26 protein-coding genes and 1 riboswitch are annotated in these 23811 nt (G+C 71.7%); of the genes, 12 read left to right on the top strand and 14 right to left on the bottom strand.

What is annotated here, in order from left to right; all coding sequences use genetic code 11:
- Positions 1–122: 122 nt before the first annotated feature.
- A complete protein-coding gene (locus tag F4559_RS11435; RefSeq protein WP_184668264.1) occupies positions 123–560 on the top strand; it encodes a hypothetical protein in 438 nt (145 codons plus the stop codon).
- Between the two features lie 57 nt (positions 561–617).
- On the opposite strand, the gene F4559_RS11440 is transcribed toward F4559_RS11435, so the two are convergent.
- Both F4559_RS11440 and F4559_RS11445 read right to left on the bottom strand, forming a co-directional pair.
- The gene (locus tag F4559_RS11440) at positions 618–2426 is read right to left on the bottom strand and encodes a S8 family peptidase (protein WP_184668266.1); all 1809 of its coding nucleotides are present in this window, start codon (positions 2424–2426) and stop codon (positions 618–620) included.
- A 188-nt stretch (positions 2427–2614) separates the two neighbouring features.
- Positions 2615–3094: a GbsR/MarR family transcriptional regulator gene (locus tag F4559_RS11445; RefSeq protein ID WP_312865588.1), complete on the bottom strand. Its 480-nt coding sequence runs from the start codon at positions 3092–3094 to the stop codon at positions 2615–2617.
- A gap of 93 nt (positions 3095–3187) precedes the next feature.
- Here F4559_RS11445 and F4559_RS11450 point away from each other — a divergent pair, with 93 nt between their 5' ends.
- Positions 3188–4075 (top strand): ABC transporter ATP-binding protein, encoded by an 888-nt coding sequence (locus tag F4559_RS11450; RefSeq protein ID WP_184668268.1) that lies wholly within the window; start codon positions 3188–3190, stop codon positions 4073–4075.
- Positions 4072–5658, top strand: coding sequence for an ABC transporter permease (locus F4559_RS11455; RefSeq protein ID WP_184668270.1), 1587 nt, complete (start codon positions 4072–4074; stop codon positions 5656–5658). Before F4559_RS11450 ends, F4559_RS11455 begins: the two co-directional genes overlap by 4 nt.
- A 4-nt stretch (positions 5659–5662) precedes the next feature.
- Here F4559_RS11455 and F4559_RS11460 read toward each other — a convergent pair whose 3' ends face one another.
- The 3 genes from F4559_RS11460 to F4559_RS11470 are packed head-to-tail and all read right to left on the bottom strand — an operon-like array spanning position 5663 to position 8903.
- Positions 5663–6856 carry a GAF domain-containing sensor histidine kinase gene (locus tag F4559_RS11460; protein ID WP_184668272.1) on the bottom strand — a complete coding sequence of 398 codons (1194 nt, stop codon included), beginning with the start codon at positions 6854–6856 and terminating at the stop codon, positions 5663–5665.
- A gap of 44 nt (positions 6857–6900) precedes the next feature.
- The gene (locus F4559_RS11465) at positions 6901–8010 is read right to left on the bottom strand and encodes an MFS transporter (protein WP_312865589.1); all 1110 of its coding nucleotides are present in this window, start codon (positions 8008–8010) and stop codon (positions 6901–6903) included.
- Positions 8007–8903 carry a PAC2 family protein gene (locus F4559_RS11470; RefSeq protein WP_312865590.1) on the bottom strand — a complete coding sequence of 299 codons (897 nt, stop codon included), beginning with the start codon at positions 8901–8903 and terminating at the stop codon, positions 8007–8009. Before F4559_RS11470 ends, F4559_RS11465 begins: the two co-directional genes overlap by 4 nt.
- A 157-nt stretch (positions 8904–9060) precedes the next feature.
- On the opposite strand from F4559_RS11470, the gene F4559_RS11475 reads away from it, so the two are divergent.
- Complete coding sequence (locus tag F4559_RS11475) at positions 9061–9720, top strand: HAD family hydrolase (protein ID WP_312865591.1); 660 nt, start codon at positions 9061–9063, stop codon at positions 9718–9720.
- On the opposite strand, the gene F4559_RS11480 is transcribed toward F4559_RS11475, so the two are convergent.
- From F4559_RS11480 to F4559_RS11495, 4 genes are all read right to left on the bottom strand, one after another.
- Positions 9709–10452, bottom strand: a complete 744-nt coding sequence (locus tag F4559_RS11480) for a CbtA family protein (protein WP_184668273.1) — start codon at positions 10450–10452, stop codon at positions 9709–9711. The two genes, F4559_RS11475 and F4559_RS11480, sit on opposite strands and share 12 nt — an antisense overlap.
- Before the next feature lie 7 nt (positions 10453–10459).
- On the bottom strand, positions 10460–10651 hold the full coding sequence (locus F4559_RS11485) for a CbtB-domain containing protein (RefSeq protein ID WP_184668275.1): 192 nt from the start codon (positions 10649–10651) through the stop codon (positions 10460–10462).
- Between the two features lie 29 nt (positions 10652–10680).
- A riboswitch (cobalamin riboswitch) is annotated at positions 10681–10858 on the bottom strand.
- A 48-nt stretch (positions 10859–10906) separates the two neighbouring features.
- Positions 10907–11572 (bottom strand): (2Fe-2S)-binding protein, encoded by a 666-nt coding sequence (locus F4559_RS11490; RefSeq protein ID WP_184668277.1) that lies wholly within the window; start codon positions 11570–11572, stop codon positions 10907–10909.
- Positions 11573–11638: 66 nt separating this feature from the next.
- On the bottom strand, positions 11639–12808 hold the full coding sequence (locus F4559_RS11495; protein WP_246445150.1) for a GNAT family N-acetyltransferase: 1170 nt from the start codon (positions 12806–12808) through the stop codon (positions 11639–11641).
- Between the two features lie 73 nt (positions 12809–12881).
- On the opposite strand from F4559_RS11495, the gene F4559_RS11500 reads away from it, so the two are divergent.
- A complete protein-coding gene (locus F4559_RS11500) occupies positions 12882–13322 on the top strand; it encodes a GNAT family N-acetyltransferase (RefSeq protein WP_184668281.1) in 441 nt (146 codons plus the stop codon).
- A gap of 104 nt (positions 13323–13426) precedes the next feature.
- Positions 13427–13690 (top strand): phosphoribosyl-ATP diphosphatase, encoded by a 264-nt coding sequence (locus tag F4559_RS11505; RefSeq protein ID WP_312865592.1) that lies wholly within the window; start codon positions 13427–13429, stop codon positions 13688–13690.
- Between the two features lies 1 nt (position 13691).
- On the opposite strand, the gene F4559_RS11510 is transcribed toward F4559_RS11505, so the two are convergent.
- Positions 13692–14555 (bottom strand): RecB family exonuclease, encoded by an 864-nt coding sequence (locus F4559_RS11510; RefSeq protein WP_184668283.1) that lies wholly within the window; start codon positions 14553–14555, stop codon positions 13692–13694.
- Between the two features lie 129 nt (positions 14556–14684).
- Between F4559_RS11510 and F4559_RS11515 the strand changes: the two genes are divergently transcribed.
- Genes F4559_RS11515 through F4559_RS11525 form a run of 3 tightly spaced genes read left to right on the top strand, consistent with a single transcriptional unit; the run spans position 14685 to position 16839 of the window.
- Positions 14685–14987, top strand: a complete 303-nt coding sequence (locus F4559_RS11515) for a hypothetical protein (RefSeq protein WP_184668284.1) — start codon at positions 14685–14687, stop codon at positions 14985–14987.
- Positions 14978–15712: an MBL fold metallo-hydrolase gene (locus tag F4559_RS11520; protein ID WP_184668285.1), complete on the top strand. Its 735-nt coding sequence runs from the start codon at positions 14978–14980 to the stop codon at positions 15710–15712. The genes F4559_RS11515 and F4559_RS11520 overlap by 10 nt, the downstream gene beginning before the upstream one ends.
- Positions 15709–16839 (top strand): site-2 protease family protein, encoded by a 1131-nt coding sequence (locus tag F4559_RS11525; RefSeq protein WP_184668286.1) that lies wholly within the window; start codon positions 15709–15711, stop codon positions 16837–16839. The genes F4559_RS11520 and F4559_RS11525 overlap by 4 nt, the downstream gene beginning before the upstream one ends.
- Here the strand turns inward: F4559_RS11525 and F4559_RS11530 are convergent.
- Complete coding sequence (locus tag F4559_RS11530) at positions 16814–17476, bottom strand: response regulator (protein WP_312865593.1); 663 nt, start codon at positions 17474–17476, stop codon at positions 16814–16816. The genes F4559_RS11525 and F4559_RS11530 overlap by 26 nt on opposite strands.
- Positions 17461–18582 carry a sensor histidine kinase gene (locus tag F4559_RS11535; RefSeq protein ID WP_312865594.1) on the bottom strand — a complete coding sequence of 374 codons (1122 nt, stop codon included), beginning with the start codon at positions 18580–18582 and terminating at the stop codon, positions 17461–17463. Before F4559_RS11535 ends, F4559_RS11530 begins: the two co-directional genes overlap by 16 nt.
- A gap of 111 nt (positions 18583–18693) precedes the next feature.
- Between F4559_RS11535 and F4559_RS11540 the strand changes: the two genes are divergently transcribed.
- Together F4559_RS11540 and F4559_RS11545 are read left to right on the top strand one after the other, a co-directional pair.
- Positions 18694–19236, top strand: a complete 543-nt coding sequence (locus F4559_RS11540) for a hypothetical protein (RefSeq protein WP_184668288.1) — start codon at positions 18694–18696, stop codon at positions 19234–19236.
- Between the two features lie 66 nt (positions 19237–19302).
- Positions 19303–20130: a tRNA (adenine-N1)-methyltransferase gene (locus tag F4559_RS11545; RefSeq protein WP_184668290.1), complete on the top strand. Its 828-nt coding sequence runs from the start codon at positions 19303–19305 to the stop codon at positions 20128–20130.
- A gap of 55 nt (positions 20131–20185) precedes the next feature.
- Here the strand turns inward: F4559_RS11545 and F4559_RS11550 are convergent, their stop codons facing one another.
- On the bottom strand, positions 20186–21055 hold the full coding sequence (locus F4559_RS11550) for an Rv0361 family membrane protein (RefSeq protein WP_184668292.1): 870 nt from the start codon (positions 21053–21055) through the stop codon (positions 20186–20188).
- 240 nt (positions 21056–21295) lie between these two features.
- Between F4559_RS11550 and arc the strand changes: the two genes are divergently transcribed.
- On the top strand, positions 21296–23098 hold the full coding sequence (gene arc / locus F4559_RS11555; RefSeq protein WP_184668294.1) for a proteasome ATPase: 1803 nt from the start codon (positions 21296–21298) through the stop codon (positions 23096–23098).
- Between the two features lie 40 nt (positions 23099–23138).
- Here arc and F4559_RS11560 read toward each other — a convergent pair whose 3' ends face one another.
- Complete coding sequence (locus F4559_RS11560) at positions 23139–23795, bottom strand: response regulator (protein WP_184668296.1); 657 nt, start codon at positions 23793–23795, stop codon at positions 23139–23141.
- Positions 23796–23811 lie beyond the last annotated feature (16 nt).

Raw genomic sequence — 23811 nt, forward strand, 5'->3', positions numbered from 1 at the left:
GTACTCGCCAAGTGGGGATGGATTGCGCCAATATTGAAGGCAACCCTCGGAAGATCACCTTAAATCAGCATGGCATACCCCTGGTGTGCGTCTGCGCACCCATCGTGAACAGGGAGAACGCAATGACGAGTCGGATTTCCATGAGCATGACCATGGCGCTCGACGAGGACGTGACCGTCGGATTGCGGGGAAGTCTGGGGTCGTCCGCCCGGCTGCTGATCGGGGACCGGATCGAGATCGTGCTGGAGGAGCAGCACCTCCGTGCGCTGCACGCGCAGGTGGAAGCCACCGTGCGGGACGCGGCGCTGGTGAAGGCGGCCGACGACGTGCTCGACGAAGCCTTCCACGCGGCGTCGCAGGCGCGGTCGGCGGCGGAACGTGCGCGTGAGTTCTCGAAGAGCGCGTTGACGCCGGTCCAGATCGCGTCGGCGCTCGAACTGGCCCGCAGCGCGGACCGTGCGGCGCAGGAAGCCCAGCGTCTGGTGGAGGAAGCCGCGACGGCGATGCGGTCGGCCGACGAGGTGGCCGAGCGGGTGTTGGCGCTGGTCACGGCGTCCTGACAAAGCGAGCGGGCCGCCTCTCCGGGGAGAGACGGCCCGCTCGGTCATGCCGGGAACTCAGACGTCGAGCGACCAGCTGTTGATGTAGCCGGTGTCCACGTACGCCTGGTCACGCACGCGCAGCTTCCACGTACCCGTGGCGGCCGAGCGCGACGCGTCGACGGTGAACGTCTTCGCGATGTTGTCCGTGCTGCCGCCCGCACGGTTGTGCAGGTTGTAGACGGTGCCGTCCGGCGCCACCAGGTCGACGACCAGGTCGCCGATGTAGGTGTGGACGATGTCGACCTTGACCGTGGTCGTGGCCGAGGCGTTGCCCGAGCACTGGACGGAGATCGAGCTGCTCACGTCGGACTGGTCGCCGATCTGGACGTCGTCACCGTTGGTGGCCTCGTCGCAGTTCTGGCTGACCGGGGTGACCGTCCAGGTGAACGTGACGCTCGCCTTCTGGTTGGCGGCATCGGTGACGGTGGCGTTCACCGTCGACGAGCCGGGCGTGGTCGGCGAGCCGCTGACCAGGCCGGACGCGTTGCCGTTGAGGCCCGCCGGGAGACCGCTGAACGCCCAGGAGTACGGCGGGGTGCCACCCGTCGCGGCCAGCTGGAGGTTCACCGGGGAGCCGACCGCGGTCGACTGGTTGCCGGGGTTGGTGATCACCGGCGGGGTCTGCGGCGCGGTCGCCTCGATGTAGAGCAGGCGGTTGGGCGAACCCGAACCCGGGCTCGTGACCTTGCTCGGGGTGGAGGCGCCGTACAGACCGGTCGCGACCTGCGCCGGGGTGGCGCTGGGGTTGTTCGCCACGTAGATCGCCGCGGCGCCCGCCACGTGCGGGGTGGCCATCGACGTGCCGGAGATGGTGTTCGTCGACGTGTCGCTGTCCTTCCACGCCGACGTGATGCCATTGCCCGGTGCGAAGATGTCCGTGCAGGTGCCGAAGTTCGAGAACGACGCGCGACCGTCCGTGTTGGTGGTCGCGTTCACGGTGATCGCCTCGGTGACGCGGGCCGGCGAGGAGCTGCACGCGTCCTTGTTGTCGTTGCCCGACGCGATCGCGTACGTGATACCGGCGTTGATCGAGCTGCGCACCGCGCTGTCGATCGCGGAGTCGGCGCCGCCGCCGAGGCTCATGTTCGCGACCGCGGGCTTGCGGGCGTTGCTGGTCACCCAGTTGATGCCGTTGACGACGGCCGACGAGCTGCCCGAACCCTGGCAGTTGAGCACCTTCACCGCGACGAGCTTGACCTGCTTGGCCACGCCGTACGAGGTGCCGCCGACGGTGCCGGCGACGTGCGTGCCGTGGCCGTGGCAGTCGGTGTTCTGGCTGTCCACGGTGTTCGTGCCCCACGTGGCCCGGCCGCCGAAGTCCTGGTGGGTCGTCCGGATGCCGGTGTCGATCACGTACGCGGTGACGCTGCTCGCGGTCTGCTCGTACGTGTACTTGTTGTCCAGCGGCAGGTTGCGCTGGTCGACGCGGTCCAGACCCCACGAGGGCGGGTTGGTCTGCGTGCCGGTGATCTTCACCGGCAGGTCGGCCTGGACGAACTGCACCCGCGGGTCGGCGGCGATGCGCCGGGCCTGGGTGGGGGACAGCGACGCGTGGAAGCCGTTGAGCGCGTGCTGCCATGCGGTGCGGACCTGGCCGCCGTGCTTCTTGACCAGGGAATCCGCCGTCGAGTTGGACAGCGCGCGCGGTGACGCCGAGTCACGCAGCGCGACGATGTAGGACCCGGCGATGGCGTCGGCGCGGTCGGCACCGAGCACGTCGGCCTCCGCGGACGCGACCGCGGGGTTGGTCAGGGCCAGCGCGGCGGCCGACACGGCTGCCAGGCCGAGCGTAGCCAGTCTTCTGGTCGTGCGGGTGTCTCCCATGACAGGGTTTCTCCCTCGGGCAGGGTCGCCCGACCGGGACGGCGGGTGTGCCGTCCGGTGACGGGCCGAGCAGGGTTTGTTTGACGTTCGCGCGAACGGGTACTGCGACCGGGTCTAGTGCATCGTGGGGGAAGAGGACGATGTCCGAGTAGCCCCGTTAGTCGTAATCGCCGCGCGATGCCCGAACATCAGGAATCGCGCAGGTCCGCCCGTTGCGCCCGCCAGCGGGCGAGCAGATCGGACATCTGCTCGCTCATGAACCTGAAGAACTCGAACGTCTCGTTGATGCGCTGACCTGCGGGAGTGTCCGCGCCCAGCATCCCGATGCCGTCCCTGATCGGCCCTTCCCAGCGGTGCAGCATCTGCTCGCGGCGGAAGATCGCCTCGTGCCACAGGCTGTCGTAAACCCGGTAAACGTCACGACGTGAGCCAGTCTCGCGTTCGCGGGCGACGAGGTTGACCTGGGTGAGGTAGCGGATCGCGCCGGACACCGCGGCGGGCGAGATGCGCAGCAGTTCGGCGAGTTCGGCGGCGGTGAGCGCGCCGGCGTCGGTGCACAGCAGCGCCACGAAGACGCGGGACGGCATGCGCGGCATGCCCGCTTCGGTGAGCAAGGCGGAGAACCGCTCGATGAAGCGCAGTACTGCCTGGGGGTCCCGCTCCGTCACTGCCGCATCATCCCTCCGGTGCCTCCGATCGGGTGGCAGTTTATACGCTTCCTTAACTTCACGACTTTGTGAAAACACAGTAGCTTGCCGGTCATGACATCCGCGATATCCGTGTCGGGCCTGGTCAAGACGTTCGGTCCGACACGCGCGCTCGACGGCCTCGACCTGACCGTCGACGTCGGAGAGGTGCACGGCTTCCTCGGCCCGAACGGGTCGGGCAAGTCCACCACCATCCGGGTCCTGCTGGGCCTGCTGCGCGCCGACGGGGGCTCCGCGTCGCTGCTGGGCGGCGACCCGTGGCGCGACACCACGGCACTGCACCGACGACTGGCGTATGTGCCCGGCGACGTCGACCTGTGGCCCAACCTGACCGGCGGCGAGGTGATCGACCTGCTCGGCCGCCTGCGCGGCGGCCTCGACGTCCGGCGGCGCGACGAACTGCTGGAGCGCTTCGAGTTGGACCCGCGCAAGAAGGGGCGCACCTACTCGAAGGGCAACCGGCAGAAGGTCGCCCTGGTCGCGGCCCTCGCCTCGAACGTCGAACTGCTCGTCCTGGACGAACCGACCTCGGGCCTTGACCCCCTGATGGAGGAGGTCTTCCAGGAGTGCGTCCGGGAGGTGCGCGGCGAGCGCACGGTGCTGCTGTCGAGCCACATCCTGGCCGAGGTGGAGGCCCTGTGCGACCGGGTGAGCATCATCCGCGCGGGCCGCACCGTGGAGACCGGGACGTTGGCCGACCTGCGCCACCTCACCCGGACCAGCGTGGACGCCGACCTCGTCGCCGTGCCCGCGGAGCTGACCGCGCTGCCGGGCGTGCACGACCTGGTGGTCGAGGGGAGCCGGGTCCGGTTCGAAGTGGACACCGAACGCCTGGACGAGGCGTTGCGCTGCCTGGTCTCCGGCGGGGTGCGCACGTTGACCAGCCGCCCGCCGACGCTGGAGCAGCTCTTCCTGCGGCACTACGCGGAGGCGGAGTCGTGACCGGCACCGGGACGTTGCTGCGCCTGGCCCTGCGCCGGGACCGGCTGCTGCTCCTCGTCTGGGTGGTCGGGCTGGTCGGGATCACGCTGGTGACCGTGTCCGGACTGCAGGAGCTGTACGGCACGCTCGAATCCCGGCGGCAACTCGCGTCGACGGCGGCCGTGAATCCGGCGTTCCTCGCTCTGCTCGGCCCGCTGTCCGACCACACCACGCTCGGCGGCGTCCTCGCGTGGCGGTGGGGCGTGTTCGGCGGTCTGCTGGTCGGGCTGATGAGCCTGTTCCTCCTCACCCGGCACACCCGGGCCGAAGAGGAGAGCGGTCGGCTGGAACTGCTCGGGTCGGCGGTCGTCGGTCGCCACGCGCCGCTCGCGGCGGCCGTCGTGGTCGGCCTGCTCGCCCCGACCCTGGTCGGCGGCCTGGTCGCCGCCGGCCTGATCGGCCTCGACCAGCCGGTGGCGGGCTCGGTCGCGTTCGGCCTGGCGTTCGCGTCGCCCGGCTGGGTGTTCACGGGCGTGTCGGCGGTGGCCGCCCAACTCCCCGAGGGCGCGCGTACCGCGAACGCCCTCGGCGGCGCCGTGCTCGGTGGGACCTACCTGCTGCGCGCGGTCGGCGACGCGGCGGGCGACCACGGACCCACGTGGCTGACCTGGTGTTCACCCCTGGGCTGGGCCCAACGCGTGGAGCCCTACGCGCACGACCGGTGGTGGGTGCTTCTCCTTCCGGTGATCGCCACGGTCCTCCTGGTGGGCCTGGCGTCGGTGTTGGTCACCCGCCGTGACCTGGGTGCCGGCCTGATCGCCACCCGTCCCGGTCCGGCACACACGTCCCTGGCCGGACCCTTCGGCCTGGCGTGGCGCCTGCACCGGGGCACCCTGCTCGGCTGGACGTTCGGGATGCTGGTGCTCGGCGCGGTGTACGGCGCGGTGGCCCGCGGCGTCGAGGAGATGCTCGACGCCAACCCGGCCCTGGAACGGGTGATCGCGCAGATGGGCGGCACCGGGTCGCTGGTGGACGTCTACTTCGCGTCGATCTTCGGGATCATCGGGCTGTTCAGCGCGATCCACGCGGTGACCACCGTGCTGCGGCTACGGGTGGAGGAGACGTCGCACCGCGTCGAACCGATCCTCGCCACCACGGCCGGGCGGTGGCGGGTGGCGTGCGCGCACCTGCTGTACGCGACGCTCGGCACGGCGGTCGTGCTGACGGCGGCGGGTCTGGGCGCGGGCCTGGTCCACGGCGTCCGGACCGGCGACGTCGCGGCCCAACTGCCCCGGCTCGTCGGCGCGGCCCTGGCCCAGGCCCCGGCGGTGTGGGTCGTCACGGGCGTGGCCGTGCTGCTGTTCGGCGTGCTGCCCAAGGCCACGTCCGCGGCGTGGGCGTTCCTGGTCGGCTTCCTGGTCCTGGGACAACTCGGCCCGCTGCTGCGGTTGCCCGGGTGGGTCACCGACCTGTCGCCGTTCACGCACGTGCCCAAACTGCCGAGCGCCCACCTCGACGCGTGGCCCCTGGTCTGGCTGACCGCCGTGGCCGGCGCGTCGATCCTCGTCGGCCTGGCCGCCTTCCGCCGCCGCGACATCGGCTGACGGGTCACCACCAGGGGCGGTCGACGTGCGGGCCGGCCAGGGGCAGCGTCATGGTGAACGTGCTGCCCTTGCCGGGAACCGACTCGACGGCGATCGCGCCGCCGTGGGCGTCCACGATCCCGCGGGTGATCGTCAGCCCGAGGCCGGAGCCGCCCCGGCCGAGCTGCACGAACGGTTCGAAGATGCGTTGGACCTGGTCGGCGGGAATGCCGCTGCCCTCGTCCACGACCTTGATCCGGGCCAGCGAACCGTCCGACGTGCAGCCCACCGTCACCGCGTGCCCGCGCGGCGACGCCTTCACCGCGTTGGACAGCAGGTTCGTCACCGCCTGCACCAGCCGGTCGGCGTCGCCGCGCACGGTCACCGGCTCGACCTCCGTCGTCAACGGCACGCCGTCGCGTTCGGCGGTGCCCTCGACGGCGTGCACGGCCGTCACGACCACACGGTCGAGGTCCACGCTGGTCGGGTGCAGGCGCAACTGGTCGCAGCGGACCTTCGACAGGTCGAGCACGTCGTCGGACAGCCGCACCAACCGGTCGGTGTTGTTCACGGCGATGTCCAGGAGCTGGCTCGCCCGCTCCTCCAACACCCCGAACCGGCCGCTGGCCAGCAGTTCCAACGAACCGTGCACCGAGGTCAACGGCGTCCGCAGCTCGTGGCTCACCATGGCCACGAAGTCGCGTTTGGCCCGTTCCGCGTCCTGTGCGCCCAACGTCGCCTGCACGACCGCGCACTCCAACTCGACCCACGTCGCCAACGCCTTGAGCCGGGTGTGCTCGACCGGCGTCAACCGGCGCGGCACGCGGTCCAGCACGCACAGCGTCCCGATCTTGTGCCCGGACGGCGCGGCGACCGGTTGGCCCGCGTAGAACCGCAGGCCCGCCTCGCGCACCACGGGGAAGTCGGCGAACCGCTCGTCGGCGGTCAGGTCCTCGACCTCGAACACCTCGTCGTGCCGGATCGCGAACGAGCACACCGACGTGCCGCGCGAGGTCTCGGTCGCGTCCAACCCCACGCACGACTTGAACCACTGCCGGTCGAGGTCCACCAGCGACACGAGCGCGATCGGCGCGTGCACGACGTCCTGCGCCATCCGCGTGATGCGGTCGAACCGCTCCTCGCGCGGAGTGTCCAGGAGGCGCAACGCGTGCAGCGCCGCCACCCGGTTGGTCTCGGAATCCCACGCCAAGTCACTCATGGTCCAGCCAGTATCGGCGGACTGTCCGGAGTGGACAGCCGCTCTCACCTTTTCGGGTGACCCGCGAGGAGGGTCGGCACCGCCGTCATGACCAGCGCGGCGGGCACGAGGAACGCGATCGACGGCGCCACCGCGTACAGCGGCACGAACGCCACCGGTGCCACCGCGCCGCCCACGAACCGCAGCGACTGCACGACCGACACCGCGCCGCCCCGGTTGTCACCCACGCCGCCGAGCACGGCCGCGTTCAGCCCGACCACGACCACCTGCGACACCGCGCCCGCCAACGCCCACGCGCCGGCGACCGCCAAGACACCCGGCAACGCACCCGCGCCCGCGATCAGCAGGCCGCCCGCCAGCGCGCCGACGAGCACGCACCGCGTCGCGCCCCACCGCTCGACCAACCGCCCGGTCGACCGGGCCGCCACGATCCCGGCCACGCCGAACCCGGTCAGCACCAGGCCACGCTGACTCGCGCCGATGCCGAACACGTCCCCGAGCCGCAACGCCACCAGGAAGGACAGACCGCCCACGCAGCACCACGCCACGAACCCGACCATCGCCAGCCGCGGCGTCGGCGGCGCCCACGCGCTGCGCAACCGGGGGCGTTCGCCCCGGGCCGGATCGGCGGGCAGTCCGGCTACGGCGAGCACCGTCGCCACGACCGCGGCCCCGACGAACGCCAACCGCCACGACACCTCGGCCGACAGCCCGCCCACGAGCGGTGCCGACGTCTGCCCGAGCGACTGGAGCGACGCGAACAGCCCCAGGGCCCGGCCCAACCGTGCGGCCGGAGTCACCGACGCGATCGTGGCGAGCAACAGCGGCGTGGTGAACGCGTTGGCCACGCCCTGCGCCGCGCGACCCGCGAGGAACACCGGGAACGCCCACGCCACCGCGCACAGCACCGAGGCCAGCGCGTAGAGGACGTAGGCGACCAGGACCGTGCGACGGGCACCCCAGCGCATCCCGTACGTGCCCGAGACCAGCAGCAACGCCGCGAACGGCACGAGGTACGCGGTCACCGACACGGCGGCCGTGCCCGGGTCGACGGCGAAGTCACGTCCCAGTTCGGGCAGCACGGACGACGTCATCGCGCCGCCGAACGGCCCGAGCACCCCGCCCGCGTACAGCACCGCGAGCCGCGGCCTCACAGACCGGTCGGGCCACGCCCCGGACCGCGCCCGCGTCGCCGCAGGTAGCGCTCGAACTCGGCGGCGATGTCGTCACCGCTGGACTCGGTGATCTGGATCTCCGCGTCGCCGCGTTCCTCCAGCGCCCGCACGTAGTTGCGCACGTCCTCGTCCTCGTCGGCCATCTCGCTGACCGTGCGCTCCCACTCCTCGGCCTGCTCGGGCAGCGCGCCCAGCGGCACCTCGATGTCGAGGACCTCCTCGACCCGGTGCAGCAGCGCGAGCGTGGCCTTGGGCGACGGCGGCTGCGACACGTAGTGCGGCACGGCGGCCCAGAAGGAGATCGCGGGCACACCCCGCTGCACGCACAGGTCCTGGAACACGCCGACGATGCCGGTCGGACCCTCGTATCGGGACCGCTCCAGGCCGAACTTGGCCGCCGCGGCGGCGTCGTAGGCCGTGCCGGTCACGGGTACCGGACGGGTGTGCGGTGTGTCCATGAGCAGCGCGCCCAGCGTCACCACGGTCGTGATGCCCAACCGGTCGATGTGGCCGAGCAGTTCGCCCGCGAACTTGCGCCACCGCATGTTCGGCTCGATGCCGTGCACCAGCACCACGTCGGTCGACGCCCCCGGCGGGCGGCACACCGACAGGCGCGTGGTCGGGAACTCGACCCGTCGGGTCACGCCGTCCACCATCCGGACGGTCGGCCTGGTCACCTGGAAGTCGTAGTAGTCGTCCGGATCGATCTCGGCGAGCGGCTTCGCGTCCCACGTCAGCTGGAGGTGTTCGATCGCCGTACTGGCGGCGTCTCCCGCGTCGTTCCAGCCCTCGAAGGCCGCCACCATGATCGGATCGGTGAGCGGTTCCTCGGGGTCGTAGGGGGTCTGGGCGGCCTGGTCCGGATCGGTCACCGGGCAAGCCTACGGCCACCGACGCGTGCCCGACGCCGTAGGCGCGGGACATGTCGGCTCGTGTCCGGAGCTGCCTGGTGTGTTCTTCGCCGCGCGGCCGACACGGGGCCTCTTGACCGAGGAAGACTGGTCCACCGTGCGTAGGGGAGGAGCCGCTGTGGTCGAGGCCGTGCTGTGGGACATGGACGGCACGCTGCTGGACTCGGAGAAGCTGTGGGACATCCCGCTGGCCGAGTTCGTGGCGACGCTGGGCGCGGAGCTGTCGGCCGCGACCCGCGAGGCGATGGTCGGGTCGAACATGGCCACGACCATGCGGATGCTCTACGCCGAGGCGGGCCTGGACCCCACGCCCGCGGAGATCGCCGAGGGCTCCGACTGGATCCGGCGGCGCACCGAGGAGGTCTTCCGCGAGGGGCTGCCGTGGCGGCCGGGCGCGCGTGAGGCGTTGCGCGACGTGCGTGCGTCGGGCGTGCCGATGGCGTTGGTGACGTCGACCGAGCGCGCGTTGACCGAGGTCGCCCTGGACACCCTCGGCCGCGACCTGTTCGACGTGACGGTGTGCGGCGACGAGGTGGACGGGCTGAACAAGCCGTTGCCCGAGCCGTACCTGAAAGCGGCCCGGCACCTGGGCGTGGAACCGGCGCGGTGCGTCGCGGTCGAGGACTCGCCGACGGGTGCGACGGCGGCCGTGGCCGCCGGGTGCGTGGTGCTGGTCGTGCCGTGCGACGTGCCGGTGCCTTCGGGCGAGCGTCGAGTGTTCCGCGACTCCCTGGTCGGGGTCGACCTCACGACGCTCGCCCGCGTGCTACACGGCTGACGCCACCTTCGCCCGGCGCACGGCCGGGTCCACCAGCAGCCCGAACACCACACCCAGGCCCAGCCACAGCGTGGCGGTCTCGGCCAGCGACTTCAGGCGGAACTCCCACAGCAGGCCCGCCGGGATGTCCGCCGGGACCGAGTCGGGCGTGGCCGGGAACGCCACGAGGATCACCACGACGGCCACGACGACCGCGACCGCGACCGCCGCCGACCGCACGGGTGCCGCGAGGTGGCCCAGCCTCGTGGCCAGGTACCCGGCGCCGTAGGCGACGAGCAGACCGGCCGCGATCAGCAGCAGGTAGGTCAACGTCCGCACGCCGACCGTCTCCGGGTCGCCCACACCCGGCGGGTTGGCCGGGTATTTGACCGCCGGCAGCAGTGCCGCCGCGCCGAACGCGGCGGCCGACAGCGCGACGCTGCGGGCGTACGGAGAGGCGGCCGGCAGCCAACGACGCGAGGCCGCGTACGCCGTGGCGAACAGCGCGCCGATCGCGATGCCGACGATCACCGCCGCCAGGACGCCGCCGTACTCCTGCACGCCCCGGCTGACCAGTTCGCCGTGCTCGTGGCCGCCCTCCTCGACGGGCTCGGCCGCCGAACGGGCCTCCTCGACCGCCAACGCGGCCTTGATCGGCACCTCGACGACGAAGAAGCCGACGAGTCCGGCGAGCAGGCCGGAAACACCTCCCGCACCGACACCGCGCAGCAGGAGGTTCTTGTAGTCGCTCATCCCGGGACTAGTGGCAGGGCACGCCGAGCGCGTGGCGCCCGTCGTGGAAGAACTCGTGGATGGTCTCGGCGGCGTGGCCGAGCGCGAGGCCGTTCTCCTGGAGGACGATCCAGGTAGCCATCAGCGCGACGAGCGCGACGGCGTAGGCCCATTTGGGCACGGCGACGGGGGTGGACAGGGTTGGCGCGGCGCTCGTCATGACAAGCTCCTCCATACCTCGTGGAAGGTTCAACAACAGTCGCCGCAGCCGGTCTCCTGACTCCCGGATCGACACCGTCCCCGCGTCTTCCCAGCCGCTTTTGGTGCGACCAGTGACGTTCTCGGCGGGTTGGCTCCCCGGTCACAGTGGCGAGGACCGCGCCGGATTCACACCGGCTTCCCGTCCACTGCGGCGTGCGAACGGTAGATGCGGATCACCCGATCGCACAACCGGCCGGGCGGGTTGTCGTTCTTCTCACTTCGGCTCGATCGGGCAGTCGCCGCAGGTACCGCCGCCTTCCAGGCGGTAGTACAGGCAGCAGCTACGCCGTCGGAAGGCAAGGTCGTCCGGCAACGGGGTGAACTCGCCGGTCCCACTCAGTGGACTTTTCTCCAGCAGGCGTTCGCCCAGACGGTGGCACCGGTCGACCGGTGCGGTCCCGTTGCGGGCCAGCATCCGCAGCGCGCCCGCGATCGTGGACCCGACGTTGCCCCACAGCAGTCCCCGCGCCACGCGCGTCTCCCGGTGCACCGCCTCCACGACGGGAGCGAGCGAGTCGGCGATGTCGTGCTCGGCCTCGACCGGTTCGTAGAGCCGGACCCGCAATCCCTGCGGGCCGTAGTGCCACCACAGGTTCTCCGGCCGGATGTCGGGCACCGCGCCCTTCACCGCGTGCGCGGCGACGACCGGGCTGAGCACGCGGGCCGCGAACCCGATCAGGAACAGCGACCCGGCCACCCGGCGTTCGTCGGTCCGGTAGCGGGCGAAGATCTTGTCGAGGGTGACGGGCAGCGCGTCACCGGACAGGATGTCGGCGCCGCTCGACCACTCGTCGTCGGGTCGCCCCACGTCGAGGGCGAAGTGCCCGCCGAGCACGCGGACCTGCCGCAGCGTCGACAGCACCTGGAGGAAATCGGACACGCCTCCAGTGTGCCGGTGTCGCGCCCGCGTGCTCAGCGACGATCAGCGGGTCCGCGTCCCGACTGGTCAGGGCAGGTAGAACGTGAGGATGTCGGCCCGGACCGGCGGGAACAGCGCGTACATCAACTCCCGGTCGGGACCGGGGTAGACGTCGGGGAAGATCCGGGCCAGCCCCCGGATGCCGTGCGGACCGAACAGCAGCGAGGCCACCTGGTCCGGGGCCACGCCCGCGCCGCCCAGGTCGTAGGGACCCTGCATCCGGCCGCCTTTCAGCGGCGTGCCGAGCGCGCCCTCGCGGAACGGCAGCCGCAGGTGCTCCCGGAAGAAGCTGATCAACGCCTCGCCGTCCGCGCGGCCCAGCCCGGCGAGCCGGCGGTCGAACACGGGCTTGAGGTGGGCGAACAACGCGAACGTGTCGGGCACGCGCACGTAATAGCCCCGGATCTCCTCCGGCCCCGGGTGCAGCAGCGGCTCCAGCGCGTCGCCCGCGACGGTGCCCGGTCGTTCGGACACCTCGGTGGCCCCGGTCAACGCGAGCAGGGCGTGCGCCGCGGCCTCGTCGTCGGCGGCCACCTCGGCGAGCCGGTTGCCCTCCTCCGGCGGCGTGGTCCGGCCCGTGGCCACGACCGCGCCCGCCCGTTCCACCACCCAGACCGTGCTGCCGTCGCGGTCGAGCAGCCACCGGCGCAACGCGGGGGAGTGCGGCATCGACAGGTCGGCGCCCGCCTGGGCCGCGTCCTGGAGTCGGGCGGCGGCGGGGATGTCCGCGGGCGTGGCCACGCGGATCGTGTGGCCGTTCGCGTCCGGCTTGTCCCGTACGGGCCGCACGGCGGCGATGGGCAACGCGTAGGTGTAGCCGAACTGCCGGTAGAAGTAGGGAATGCCGAGCATGAGCTGGGCCAGGTGCCCGCGGCGGGCCGAGCGGTCGTGCGCCCAGTCCATGAGCCGGCGGACCAGGCCGCGGCCCTCGTACGCGCGGTCGGTGGCGACGAGTTCGACCTGACCGGCGGGGATCGGCACGCCGTCGAGCACGAGCGTCTCGTCGAACAGCGTGGCCGTGGACACCACCCGGTCGCCGTCGACCACCACCGCGCAGGCGTCCCAGCCCACCTCGGGGTCCTCGACGACCAGCCGGTGGTCGACCGCGTCCGCCGCGGCGCCCCGGTCCGTGAGCAGGGCGGAGATGGCGTCGAGGTCGTCGGGACGCGCGGTGCGCAGCACGAGTCCATCGGTCATCGACCCAGTGTTGTGGCCCGCCGGGTCCGCCGGCCACCGCATTTGGTCGCCGGATCAAGGACAATCAGCGGTCATGCTGTGGCTTCCGGTCGACTTCGCGCACCCCACCCACGTGCCCCTCGGCGCCGGGCACCACCTGCGGCCCATCCGGGAGTCGGACGTGGACCTCGACCACCCGGCGGTCATGGGCTCGCGGGAACGGCTGTGGTCGCTCTACGGCGCCACGTGGGGGTGGCCGCCCGCCACGATGACCCACGAGCAGGACCGGGCGGACCTCGCCCGGCACGAACGTGAGCAGAACGAGCACCTGTCGTTCAACTACGCGCTGTTCGACACCGCCGAGACCGAGCTGCTCGGCTGCGTGTACATCGATCCCGGCGACGACGCCCTGATCTCGTGGTGGGTGGTGGACCGGCACGTGGGCACGGAGCTGGAAGCCCGGCTCGACGCGTTCGTGCCGGGGTGGATCTCGCGGGACTGGCCGTTCCGCACCCCGAGGTTCGGGATCGGGTGAGCCCGCGTCCGGGGGGACGGGAGGCCCGCCTCGAGGGGGACGGGAGGCCCGCCTCGAGGGGGATGGGAGGCCCGCCTCCGAAGAGGATGGGAGGATGGCGCCTCGTGAAGACCTTCGACGAGCTGTTCGCCGAACTGACCGACCGCGCCCGCACCCGACCCGCCGGCTCCGCGACCGTCGAGGCCTTGGCGGCCGGCGTCCACGCCCAGGGCAAGAAGGTGTTGGAGGAAGCGGGCGAGGTCTGGATCGCCGCCGAACACGAGTCGGACGACCGGCTGGCCGAAGAGGTCTCCCAGCTGCTCTACCGCGTCCAGGTGCTCATGCTCGGCCGGGGCCTGACGCTCGAGGACGTCTACAAGCACCTCTGAGTCAGTCGGTCCGGTCCAGCACCGACTCCGCGTCGTCGGGTTCGGGCCACCCCGGATAGGGCGGCGGCGTCCCGTCGAACGCCGGGCACAGCGCCTTGTGGTCGCAGTACCCGCACAACCGCCCGGGGTTGGGCCGGAAATCGCCCGTCTTGGCCGCCCGCAGGATCGCGTCCCAGATCGCCTCCAGCGTGCGCTCGAACCGCGCCAACTCGCCCTCGTCCGGCGCGTAGACGAGGTCCTGCCGGTCGGCCAGGTACATCAACCGCAACTGCCGGGGCACCACGCCCCGCAACCGCCACAGGACCAGGGCGTAGAACTTCATCTGGAACAACGCCTTGGCCTCGTTGACCTCGCGCGGCGCCGCCCCGGTCTTGTAGTCGACCACCCGGATCTCGCCGGTCGGCGCCACGTCGACCCGGTCGACGTACCCGCGCAGCAGCACACCCGAGGGCATCTCCCACTCGACCAGCAACTCGCGGGCGTCCGGGTCGAAGCGCCGGGGGTCCTCCAGCCCGAAGTACCCGTCCAGCAACCCCTCGGCCGAGGCGAGCCACGCGCCCTCCTCGCCGTCCTCGGCGTCGACGAACAACCCGGCGAACTCGGGCCGTTCGACGCGGACGCGGTCCCAGGCGGGTTTGACCAACGCGCGGGCGGTCTCGGGGACGCGTTCGTCCTTGGGCAGCGCGAACAGATCTTCGAGCACCGCGTGCACCACCGTCCCCCGGACCTGGGCGCGGGTGGGCTTCTCCGGCAGCCGGTCCACCGCCCGGAACCGGTAGAGCAGCGGGCACTGCTTGAAGTCGCCCGCGCGGGAGGGCGACAGCGCGGGCCTGCGGACAGGTCGCTCGATGATCGGCAACGCCATGGCATGACCATAGGACAGGGGTCCGACAGTGCCGGGCTCCGACGCCTTGGCGGGACGTCCGGGGATGTCGGTGGGCGGGGCTACACTTCGTGATCGACTGATGGTTTTCGGTGACCGCGGGGAGCGGCGATGGTCGACGGGGCGGACCATCTGCGGCAGGCCCTCGCCGAGTACCCGCTCGGGTGGCCGTTCGACTTCGCCGTCCTCTCGGCCGTCCACGCGGACCTGGCGAGCGTGCTCGTGGCCGACGGCGAACTCGCGGTCGAGGTGCCCGAACCGGTCCTGCTGTCGGAACCCGCGCACGGCACCGAGGGTGTCGTGCGCGACCTGCGCGAAGTGATCCCGGCCCGAGTCGACCACGTGCCGCCGGAGGTCCTCGACCGGCTCGACGAGTTCACCGGACGGCGGCGGGAGGCCGTGTCGTGGAGTTGACGGTCCTGGGCTGCGGCACGCCCTACCCCCGGCCGGGCGAGCCGTGTTCGGGGTACCTGGTGTCCGAGGGGGACACCCGGGTGATGCTGGACTGCGGGCCCGGGACGTTCGCGGCGCTCCAGGAGCACCTCCGGCCCGGTGATCTTTCGGCGTTGTGGATCTCGCACCTGCACCCCGACCACTTCGCCGACGTCCTGTCCTTCTGCAACTGGGCGTTGAACACCGCCGACGCGCCCCGCCTCGCCGTGCACGGGCCCGAGGGGTGGGCCGGGCGGCTCGAAGCCGTGCTGGGCGCGGACGTCTCCTCGATCTTCGAGGTGCGCGAGCACGTCGACGGCCGGGCCGTCGAGGTCGGGGGACTGCGGCTGGTGTCCCGTGCGGTCCGGCATTCGGTGCCCGCGTTCGGCGTCCGGGTCGAAGGGCGCGATTCCGTCCTCTGCTACTCGGGCGACACCGCGCCGTGCGCCGCGCTCGTCGAAGCGGCCGATCGAGCCGACCTGTTCCTCTGCGAAGCCGGGTCCGCTGTCGAGGCCGATGCGCACAGCACACCCGAGCAGGCATACGACCTGGCTCGGGCCGCGCGCGTCCGCGCCCTGGTGTTCACGCACCTCGCCCCCGGCCTCGATCCGCGGCGGGTCGACGCCGCGCGGTACCCGGACCTGCCCACGTCGGTGGCCCGGCCAACACGTCCAGGTCACACCGGAGGCTCTACCCTCGCCCGGTGACCGCGACGGGCAGTTGGCGCAGGCAGGCCGGGCGTGACGGTGGGCTGCCGCTGTTCCGCGCCGCCGGGATTCCCGTCGTCCTCGCGCCGTCCTGGTGGCTCGGGTCGGCGGCCGTGGTCGTGCTCTACGCACCGCTGGTCGACCGGATCGCGCCCGGCACCGGTGGCACGGTCGGCTTCGTCGTCGCGGCCACGTTCGCGCTCTTCCTCGGGCTGTCGGTCCTCGCGCACGAACTCGGGCACAGCCTGGTCGCGTTGCGGCTGGGCCTGCCCGTCCGGCGGCTGCGGCTGTTCCTGCTCGGCGGCGTCTCCGAGGTCATGCGCACGCCCGCCAAACCCGCGCACGAGATGCTCATCGCCGCCGCCGGACCGGCCGTGTCGATCCTGCTCGCGGGCGCGTTCACGATCGGTGCGGCGGCGATCCCGCACCCCGACGCGGTGTGGCTGCTGATCGCGCAGACGGCGTTCGCCAACGCCGCCGTGGCCGTGTTCAACCTGCTCCCGGGCCTGCCCCTGGACGGCGGGCGCATCCTGCGCGCCGGTGTCTGGGCCGCGACCGGACGGCGGGCCGCGGGCACGCGGGCGGCCGTGCTCGGCGGTGGTGTCGTGGCGGCGCTCCTGGTCGGCTGGGCCGTGCTCGGGCTGGCCGACGGCGCCGAGGACCGGTGGCTGCGGTTCGCGGTGTGCGTGCTGACCGCGTGGTTCGTCGTGGCCGGCGCGCGCGGAGAGGCGAAGGCCGAACGCCGCCGCACCTGGCCGCCGGGCCTGTCGTTGCGCGACCTGGTGCGCCCGGTGCTGCAACTGCCCGCCGAGAGCCCGGTGTCGGACGCGTTGGCCGCCGCCGCGGGCCGCGGGGTCGTGCTGGTCCGCGCGGACGGCATCGCGGCCGGCCTGCTCGACCAGGGCCTGGCCGAACGCCTGGTCACGACCTCGCCGCACGCCCCCGCCGAGCAGGCCGCCGTGCCGATCCGGCCGGAGACCGTGCTGCTGGAGGACGAGCCCGGCGAGGAGGTGGTCGACCGCGTCGACGGCACGGCCGCGTGGGAGTACCTGGTCGTCGACCTCGACGGGCGGCCCGCCGGCGTGCTGCGGCGGGAGGACCTCAGGGCCGCCCTGGACCGTCGGTGAGCAGTCCCGCGTCCTGCGCCAGGATCGCGGCCTGAACCCGTGACCTCAGGTCGAGCTTGGCCAGCACCCGCGACACGTGCGTCTTCACGGTCGTCTCGCCGATGTGCAGCCTTCGCCCGATCTGGTGATTGGACAGCCCGGCGCCCAGGCACTTGAGCACGTCCACCTCGCGGTCGGTCAACGCGTCCAGCGCCACCGGCCGCGACCGGGGCGCGGTCGCCGCGAACTCGCGCATCACCCGCCGCGTCACGCTCGGCGCGAGCACGCCGTCGCCCGCGGCCACCCGGCGGACCGCCTCGACCAGCGCGGGCGCCTCCACCGACTTGAGCAGGAACCCGGCCGCCCCCGCGCGCAGCGCGCCGTGCACGTACTCGTCCACGTCGAACGTCGTCAGCACGAGCACCTCGCACACGCCCGCGAGCCGCCGCGTCGCCTCGATGCCGTCCACGCCGGGCATGCGGATGTCCATCAGCACGACGTCCGGTCGCAGTGCGTTCGCCAGCCGCACGGCCCGTTCGCCGTCGGCCGCCTCGCCCACGACCTCGACGTCCGCCGCGCCGCCGAGGATCATGACCAGCCCGGTGCGGATGGCCGCGTGGTCGTCGGCGACCAGGACCCGGATCACGGGGTCGCCCACAGGGGCAGTTCCGCCCGCACGACCCACTCCACGCCGTCCCGGCCCGCCGTGCACGTGCCGCCGACCGCACCCGCGCGTTCCGCCATGCCCACCAACCCCGTCCCGCGACCCGGCGTCGTGCCCGGCCGCACCTCGTTGCGCACGATCACGACCAGTCGTCTGCTCTGCCGCCCGACCTCGGCCGTCGTCCGCGCGCCCGGCGCGTGCTTGAGCACGTTGGTCAACGCCTCCTGCACGATCCGGAACGCGGCGACGTCCACCGCCACCGGAAGCCCGGAGACGTCCGCGCGGGTCAGCCGTACCTCGGTGCCCGCCGCCGCCGCCGAGTCGACCAGGCGGTCGAGTCCGGCCAGCCGCACGGTCGCGGGCGGGTCGACCTCGTCGTCGGTGCGCAGCACGTCGATCATGGCCCGCATCTCGGCCAGCGCGTCCAGGCTGTTCTCGCGCACCGATTCGAGCACGGTCCGCACCACCGCCGGGTCGCGGTTCGCCGCCGACAGCACGGCCTCGGACTGGATCGCGATCGCGGACAGGTGACCGGCGACCACGTCGTGCAGGTCGCGGGCGATCCTGGTGCGTTCGCCGGCCACGGCGGCACGCCGGTCCAGGTCCACGATCCGGGCGATGCTCTCGGCGTTCTCGCGGTGCTCGCGGACGTTCGCCGCCCACCAGACCGGCACGATCAGCAGCGAGAACGCGTGCAGTCCCGCCGCGATCGACAGCCGCCACCCGGCGAGCACGGCGACCACGACCGCGATCGCCACCGTGACCCCGGCGACGGCGTGCAGCACGAACCGGCTGACCTTGGCCGGGCCGTTGAGCGTGAGCAGGAACAACAGGTCGAGGAACACGACCTGCACGGCCGTCGACTGGCCCAGCGCGAGGTCCGCCAGCGCGATCGGCAGCACGAGCAGGAACGCCACGACGACCTTGCGATGCCGCAGCGTCTGCGCGGCGCACGCGAGCACCAGCAGCGCTTCCCGGACCTCGAACGGCGGCAGCTTCCCGCGGCCGGACGGGCTGTCCAGGCCGGTGATGTTCACCAGCGTCCCGAAAAGCAGGAACGCGCCCACTGCCAGCAGGTCGCGGGCCATACGCGACGACACGCCACCCATCCCAGCACACGGCGTGACGGCGGGTCGTCCTACGAAGTGATGAGCCCGGGTGGGTGCGTCCGCCGACGCGCCGGCCCGGCACGACCCGTCACGGTGGGTGGCATGGTCGAACCGCTGGTGATCGTGATCGCCGCCTGCGAGATCGCGGTGTGGGTGTTCCTCGGCGCGGGACTCCTGGCCCGCTACCTGCTGCGGTGGCGGCGACTGGGCGCCGTCCTGCTGGTGTGCACACCGCTCTCGGACGTCGTGCTGCTCGTGGCGACGGCGGTCGACCTGCGGTCGGGTGGCGACGTCGGGTTCGTGCACGGTCTCGCGGCGATCTACCTGGGGTTCAGCGTGGCCTACGGGCATTCCCTGCTCAGGTGGGCCGACCGGCGGTTCGCGCACCGGTTCGCGGGCGGGCCGCCGCCACCCAAGGCGCCGAAGGACGGGGCGGCGAGGGTGGCCTACGAGTGGCGTGAGTGGGGGCGGTTCGTGGTGGCGTTCGGCGTGACCGCACTGGTGGTGCTCCTGCTCGGACTGGCCGTCGGGCAGGGCGAGGCGCTGTGGCGACAGGTGTCGTTCCTGGTCCGCGTGGGGCTGATCTGGCTCGTGGTCGGCCCGGTCTACCAGTCGGTGAAGGCCGCGAGGGCGGGGAGCCGGTGAGGCCCGGCGACCGGCCACCTGGGACGATCGTGCGCCGTTTGTCGCTCAAGCAGGAGGTTCGTCGCGGTGAGCACCGCCAGTGGTCCGTTCCGGCCGGGAGACCGGGTGCAGTTGACCGACCCGAAGGGACGGCACTACACGATCGTGCTCGAACCCGGCAAGGAGTACCACACCCACCGCGGCGCGCTGCCCCACGACAAGCTGATCGGGCAGCCCGAGGGCAGCGTGGTGGTGTCCGTCGGCGGCACGTCGTTCCTGGCGCTGCGCCCGTTGCTGCCCGACTACGTGCTGTCGATGCCGCGCGGCGCCCAGGTCATCTACCCCAAGGACGCCGCCCAGATCGTCATGTACGGCGATGTGTTCCCGGGCGCGCGGGTGCTGGAGGCCGGTGCCGGTTCGGGCGCCCTGACCTGCTCGTTGCTGCGCGCGGTCGGCGAGCAGGGCAGCGTCACGTCCTACGAGATCCGCCAGGACCACGCCGACCACGCGGTGCGCAACGTCGAGCAGTTCTTCGGCGGACGGCCGGGCAACTGGTCGCTGACCGTGGGCGACCTGGCCGACCACGAGGGCGAGGTCGACCGGGTCGTCCTGGACATGCTCGCGCCGTGGGACGTGCTGCCGACCGTGGCGCGCAGCCTGATCCCGGGCGGCGTGCTGGTCGTGTACGTGGCGACCACCACGCAGTTGTCGAAGGTGACCGAGGCGTTGCGCGAGCAGCAGCACTGGACCGAGCCGCAGGCGTGGGAGACGCTCGTGCGGCCGTGGCACGTCGTGGGCCTGGCCGTGCGGCCCGAGCACCGGATGATCGCGCACACGGCGTTCCTGCTGACCACGCGGCGGCTGGCGGACGGCGTGACACCGCCCCGGCCGCAGCGGCGCCCCTCGAAGGGCTGACCGACGCGGAACGGCCCGTCCCCCGGCCGGGGGACGGGCCGTTCCGCGTCGCGGTTCAGTTGCCGCAGGTGACCCAGCCGTCGTCCTTCTTCACGAACTTGACGTCCTCTTCGAGGTCGGACTTGACCGACCCCTTGATCTCGTCCGGGACGTTCTCCAGCTTGATCTTGACCGTCGCCTTCGCGTGGGTGGAGTCGGTCTCCTCGATCTTCGTCACCGTCGCGGTCGTCTTGATGTTCTTGGCGGCCTCGGCGATCTTCTTGAACTGCTCCCGCATCTCCGGGGGAGCCTCCTGGATCGCCTTCTCCAGCTCGGCGGCCATGCTCGCCGGGTCCGCCTTCGACTTGAGGTCGTCGATCTTGGAGTGGTCTTCGGCGCAGGTCACGGACTTGAGCTTGTCCCAGTCCTTCGCGTTGAAGGCCGCGACGAACGTGTCAGCCGCCTCCTTGGGCGAGCTGTTGCCGCCACCGTTGAACACGAACACCACCACCAACACGACCACGACGGCCAGTACACCGACGCCGCCGAGCACCCAGGGCAGGGGGCTCTTCTTGCGCGGCGGGCCGTAGGGGCCGCCGAAACCACCCGGATGGCCGTAGGGCTGCTGCCCGAACTGGCCGGGCTGTCCCGGCTGACCCGGGCCGCCGGGCGGCGGCCCGTAGCCGGGTTGGCCGTAGCCCTGCTGACCGGGCGGCGGGTACCCGCCGGACTGCTGTCCGTAACCCGGCTGTTGCCCACCCTGTGGAACGCCCTGGGGTGGCGGAGGGTAGCCGCCGGGCTGCTGCCCGTACCCCGGCCGGCCGCCGTACTGCCCCGGCGGCTGTTGGTCGTAGGGACCCTGGGGGGAGCCGTAAGGATCTGGTTGGTTGCCGTACTGACCCGGCTGCCCGCCGTAGGGTCCCGGCTGCTGAGGCGGGACGGACATCACGTTCTCCTAGAACCTCGCGCTGGTGGCAGTCGTGCTGCCCGGTCCGCGTGAGTGGATTCGCACTCTCCACGCACGGTAGCCGGTCGGTGGCGGTGCCGGACACCGGTATGGAGTAGTTGCCCTGGTGAGCGGCGCCCGCGCGTGATCACGTTTTCGGTGGCAAGCCGGTTCGCGTGTCACGTTTTGTCGGTGATCGCCGGTACCTTTGTCATACGAACACGGGAGGAGGGTGCCGACATGCCGCACGGTCATCCCGGCAGCCGGCCCGACGAGGGCGGCGAGCTGAACACTGGCAACAACCCTGGTGAGCTGACCGCGCAGATCAGGTTCCTCGAGGACGAGATCGCGCTGTTGCGTCGTAAGTTGACGGAATCCCCACGACACGTCCGCCTGCTCGAGCAGCGACTGGCGGAGGCGACGGAACGCGTCAGCCAACTGACCGAGCGCAACACGAAGCTCATCGACACCCTTCGAGAGGCGCGCAGCCAACTCCTCGCGTTGCGTGAGGAAGTGGACCGCCTCGCCCAGCCGCCGAGCGGCTACGGCGTCTTCCTCGCGAAGTTCGAGGACGGCACCGTGGACGTTTTCACGTCCGGTCGGCGCATGCGCGTTTCGGTGTCACCGGCGGTCGAGGCGACGACCCTGGTGCGCGGCCAGTCGGTGCGCTTGAACGAGGCCCTCACCGTGGTCGAGGGCGGCGACTTCGAGCGGACCGGCGAGGTCTGCACGCTGCGTGAGGTGTTGGACTCCGGTGCGGCCGACGGCTCGTCGGTCGCGCGTGCGCTCGTGGTCGGCCACGCCGACGAGGAGCGCGTGGTGTGGCTGGCCCAGCCGCTGCTGGACTCGCCGCTCAAGGCCGGCGACTCCCTGCTGGTCGACTCCAAGGCCGGGTTCGCCTACGAGCGGGTGCCCAAGGCCGAGGTCGAGGACCTGCTGCTGGAGGAGGTGCCGGACGTCGCGTACGAGGACATCGGCGGCCTCGGCCGGCAGATCGAGCAGATCCGCGACGCGGTCGAGCTGCCGTTCCTGCACGCCGACCTGTTCCGCGAGTACAAGCTGCGCCCGCCCAAGGGCGTGCTGCTCTACGGCCCGCCCGGCTGCGGCAAGACGCTCATCGCCAAGGCGGTGGCGAACTCGCTGGCCAAGCAGGTGGCCAGAGCCAGGGGTGACGACCACCACGAGGCCAAGTCCTACTTCCTCAACATCAAGGGCCCGGAGCTGCTCAACAAGTTCGTCGGCGAGACCGAGCGGCACATCCGGCTGATCTTCCAGCGGGCGCGCGAGAAGGCGTCCGAGGGCACTCCCGTGATCGTGTTCTTCGACGAGATGGACTCGATCTTCCGCACCCGCGGCAGCGGCGTGTCGTCCGACGTCGAGACCACGATCGTGCCCCAGCTCCTCAGCGAGATCGACGGCGTCGAGGGCCTGGAGAACGTGATCGTGATCGGTGCCTCCAACCGGGAGGACATGATCGACCCGGCCATCCTGCGGCCCGGCCGGCTCGACGTGAAGATCAAGATCGAGCGTCCGGACGCCGAGGGCGCGAAGGACATCTTCAACAAGTACCTGACCGCCGACCTGCCCCTGCACGCCGACGACCTGGCCGAGTTCGGCGGGGACCCGCAGGCGTGCGTCCAGGGGTTGGTGCAGCACACGGTCGAGCGCATGTACGAGGAGACCGACGAGAACCGCTTCCTGGAGGTCACCTACGCCAACGGTGACAAGGAGGTCCTGTACTTCCGGGACTTCAACTCGGGCGCGATGATCCAGAACATCGTGGACCGGGCCAAGAAGGCGGCCATCAAGAGCCTGCTCGACACCAAGCAGCCGGGCCTGTCGGTCCGCCACCTGCTGGACGCGATCGTGGACGAGTTCGCGGAGAACGAGGACCTCCCGAACACCACGAACCCGGACGACTGGGCGCGGATCTCGGGCAAGAAGGGCGAGCGGATCGTCTACATCCGCACGCTGGTGACCGGCAAGAACCAGGAGTCGGGTCGGGCGATCGACACCGCCACCAACACCGGTCAGTACCTGTAGGAGCACGACGGGTGGCCCGGAACCGGGCCACCCGTCGTGGTCAGCCGGCGGTGACCACGCCGGCCTCGTAGGCGGCGATGACAAGCTGGGCCCGGTCCCGGGCCTGGAGCTTGTGCAGCAGCCGGCCGATGTGCGTCTTCAACGTCCCCGTCGACACCCGCAGTTCGAGCATGATCTCGGCGTTGGACAACCCCTTGGCGATCAGCACGAGCACCTCGGCCTCCCGTCCGGTCAACCCCTCGACCCCGACCGGCCGGGGTCGGGACGTGCGGGCGAACTCGGTGATGAGCCGACGGGTCACCGACGGCGACAGCAACGCGTCCCCGGCCGCCACGACCCGGATCGCGGCCAGCAGGTCGGCGGGCGGCGTGTCCTTGAGCAGGAAACCGGACGCCCCGGCGCGTAACGCCGCGTAGACGTACTCGTCGACGTCGAACGTCGTCAGCACCAGCACCCGCGCGGCGGAGAACCCGGAGATCCGCCGGGTCGCCTCGATCCCGTCGACCCCCGGCATGCGGACGTCCATGAGCACCACGTCCGGCGCCTCGCGGCGGACGACCTCGACCGCCTCCGCCCCGTCGCCGGCCTCGCCGACGACGCGCAACCCCGGCGTGGAGTCGATCAGCACCCGGAAACTGCCGCGCAGCAACGCCTGGTCGTCCACTATCACCACGGAGGTGTCGGCCGAAGATTCCACGTACCGATGGTGGCAG

This window comes from Saccharothrix violaceirubra (assembly GCF_014203755.1).
GTDB lineage: Bacteria > Actinomycetota > Actinomycetes > Mycobacteriales > Pseudonocardiaceae > Actinosynnema > Actinosynnema violaceirubrum.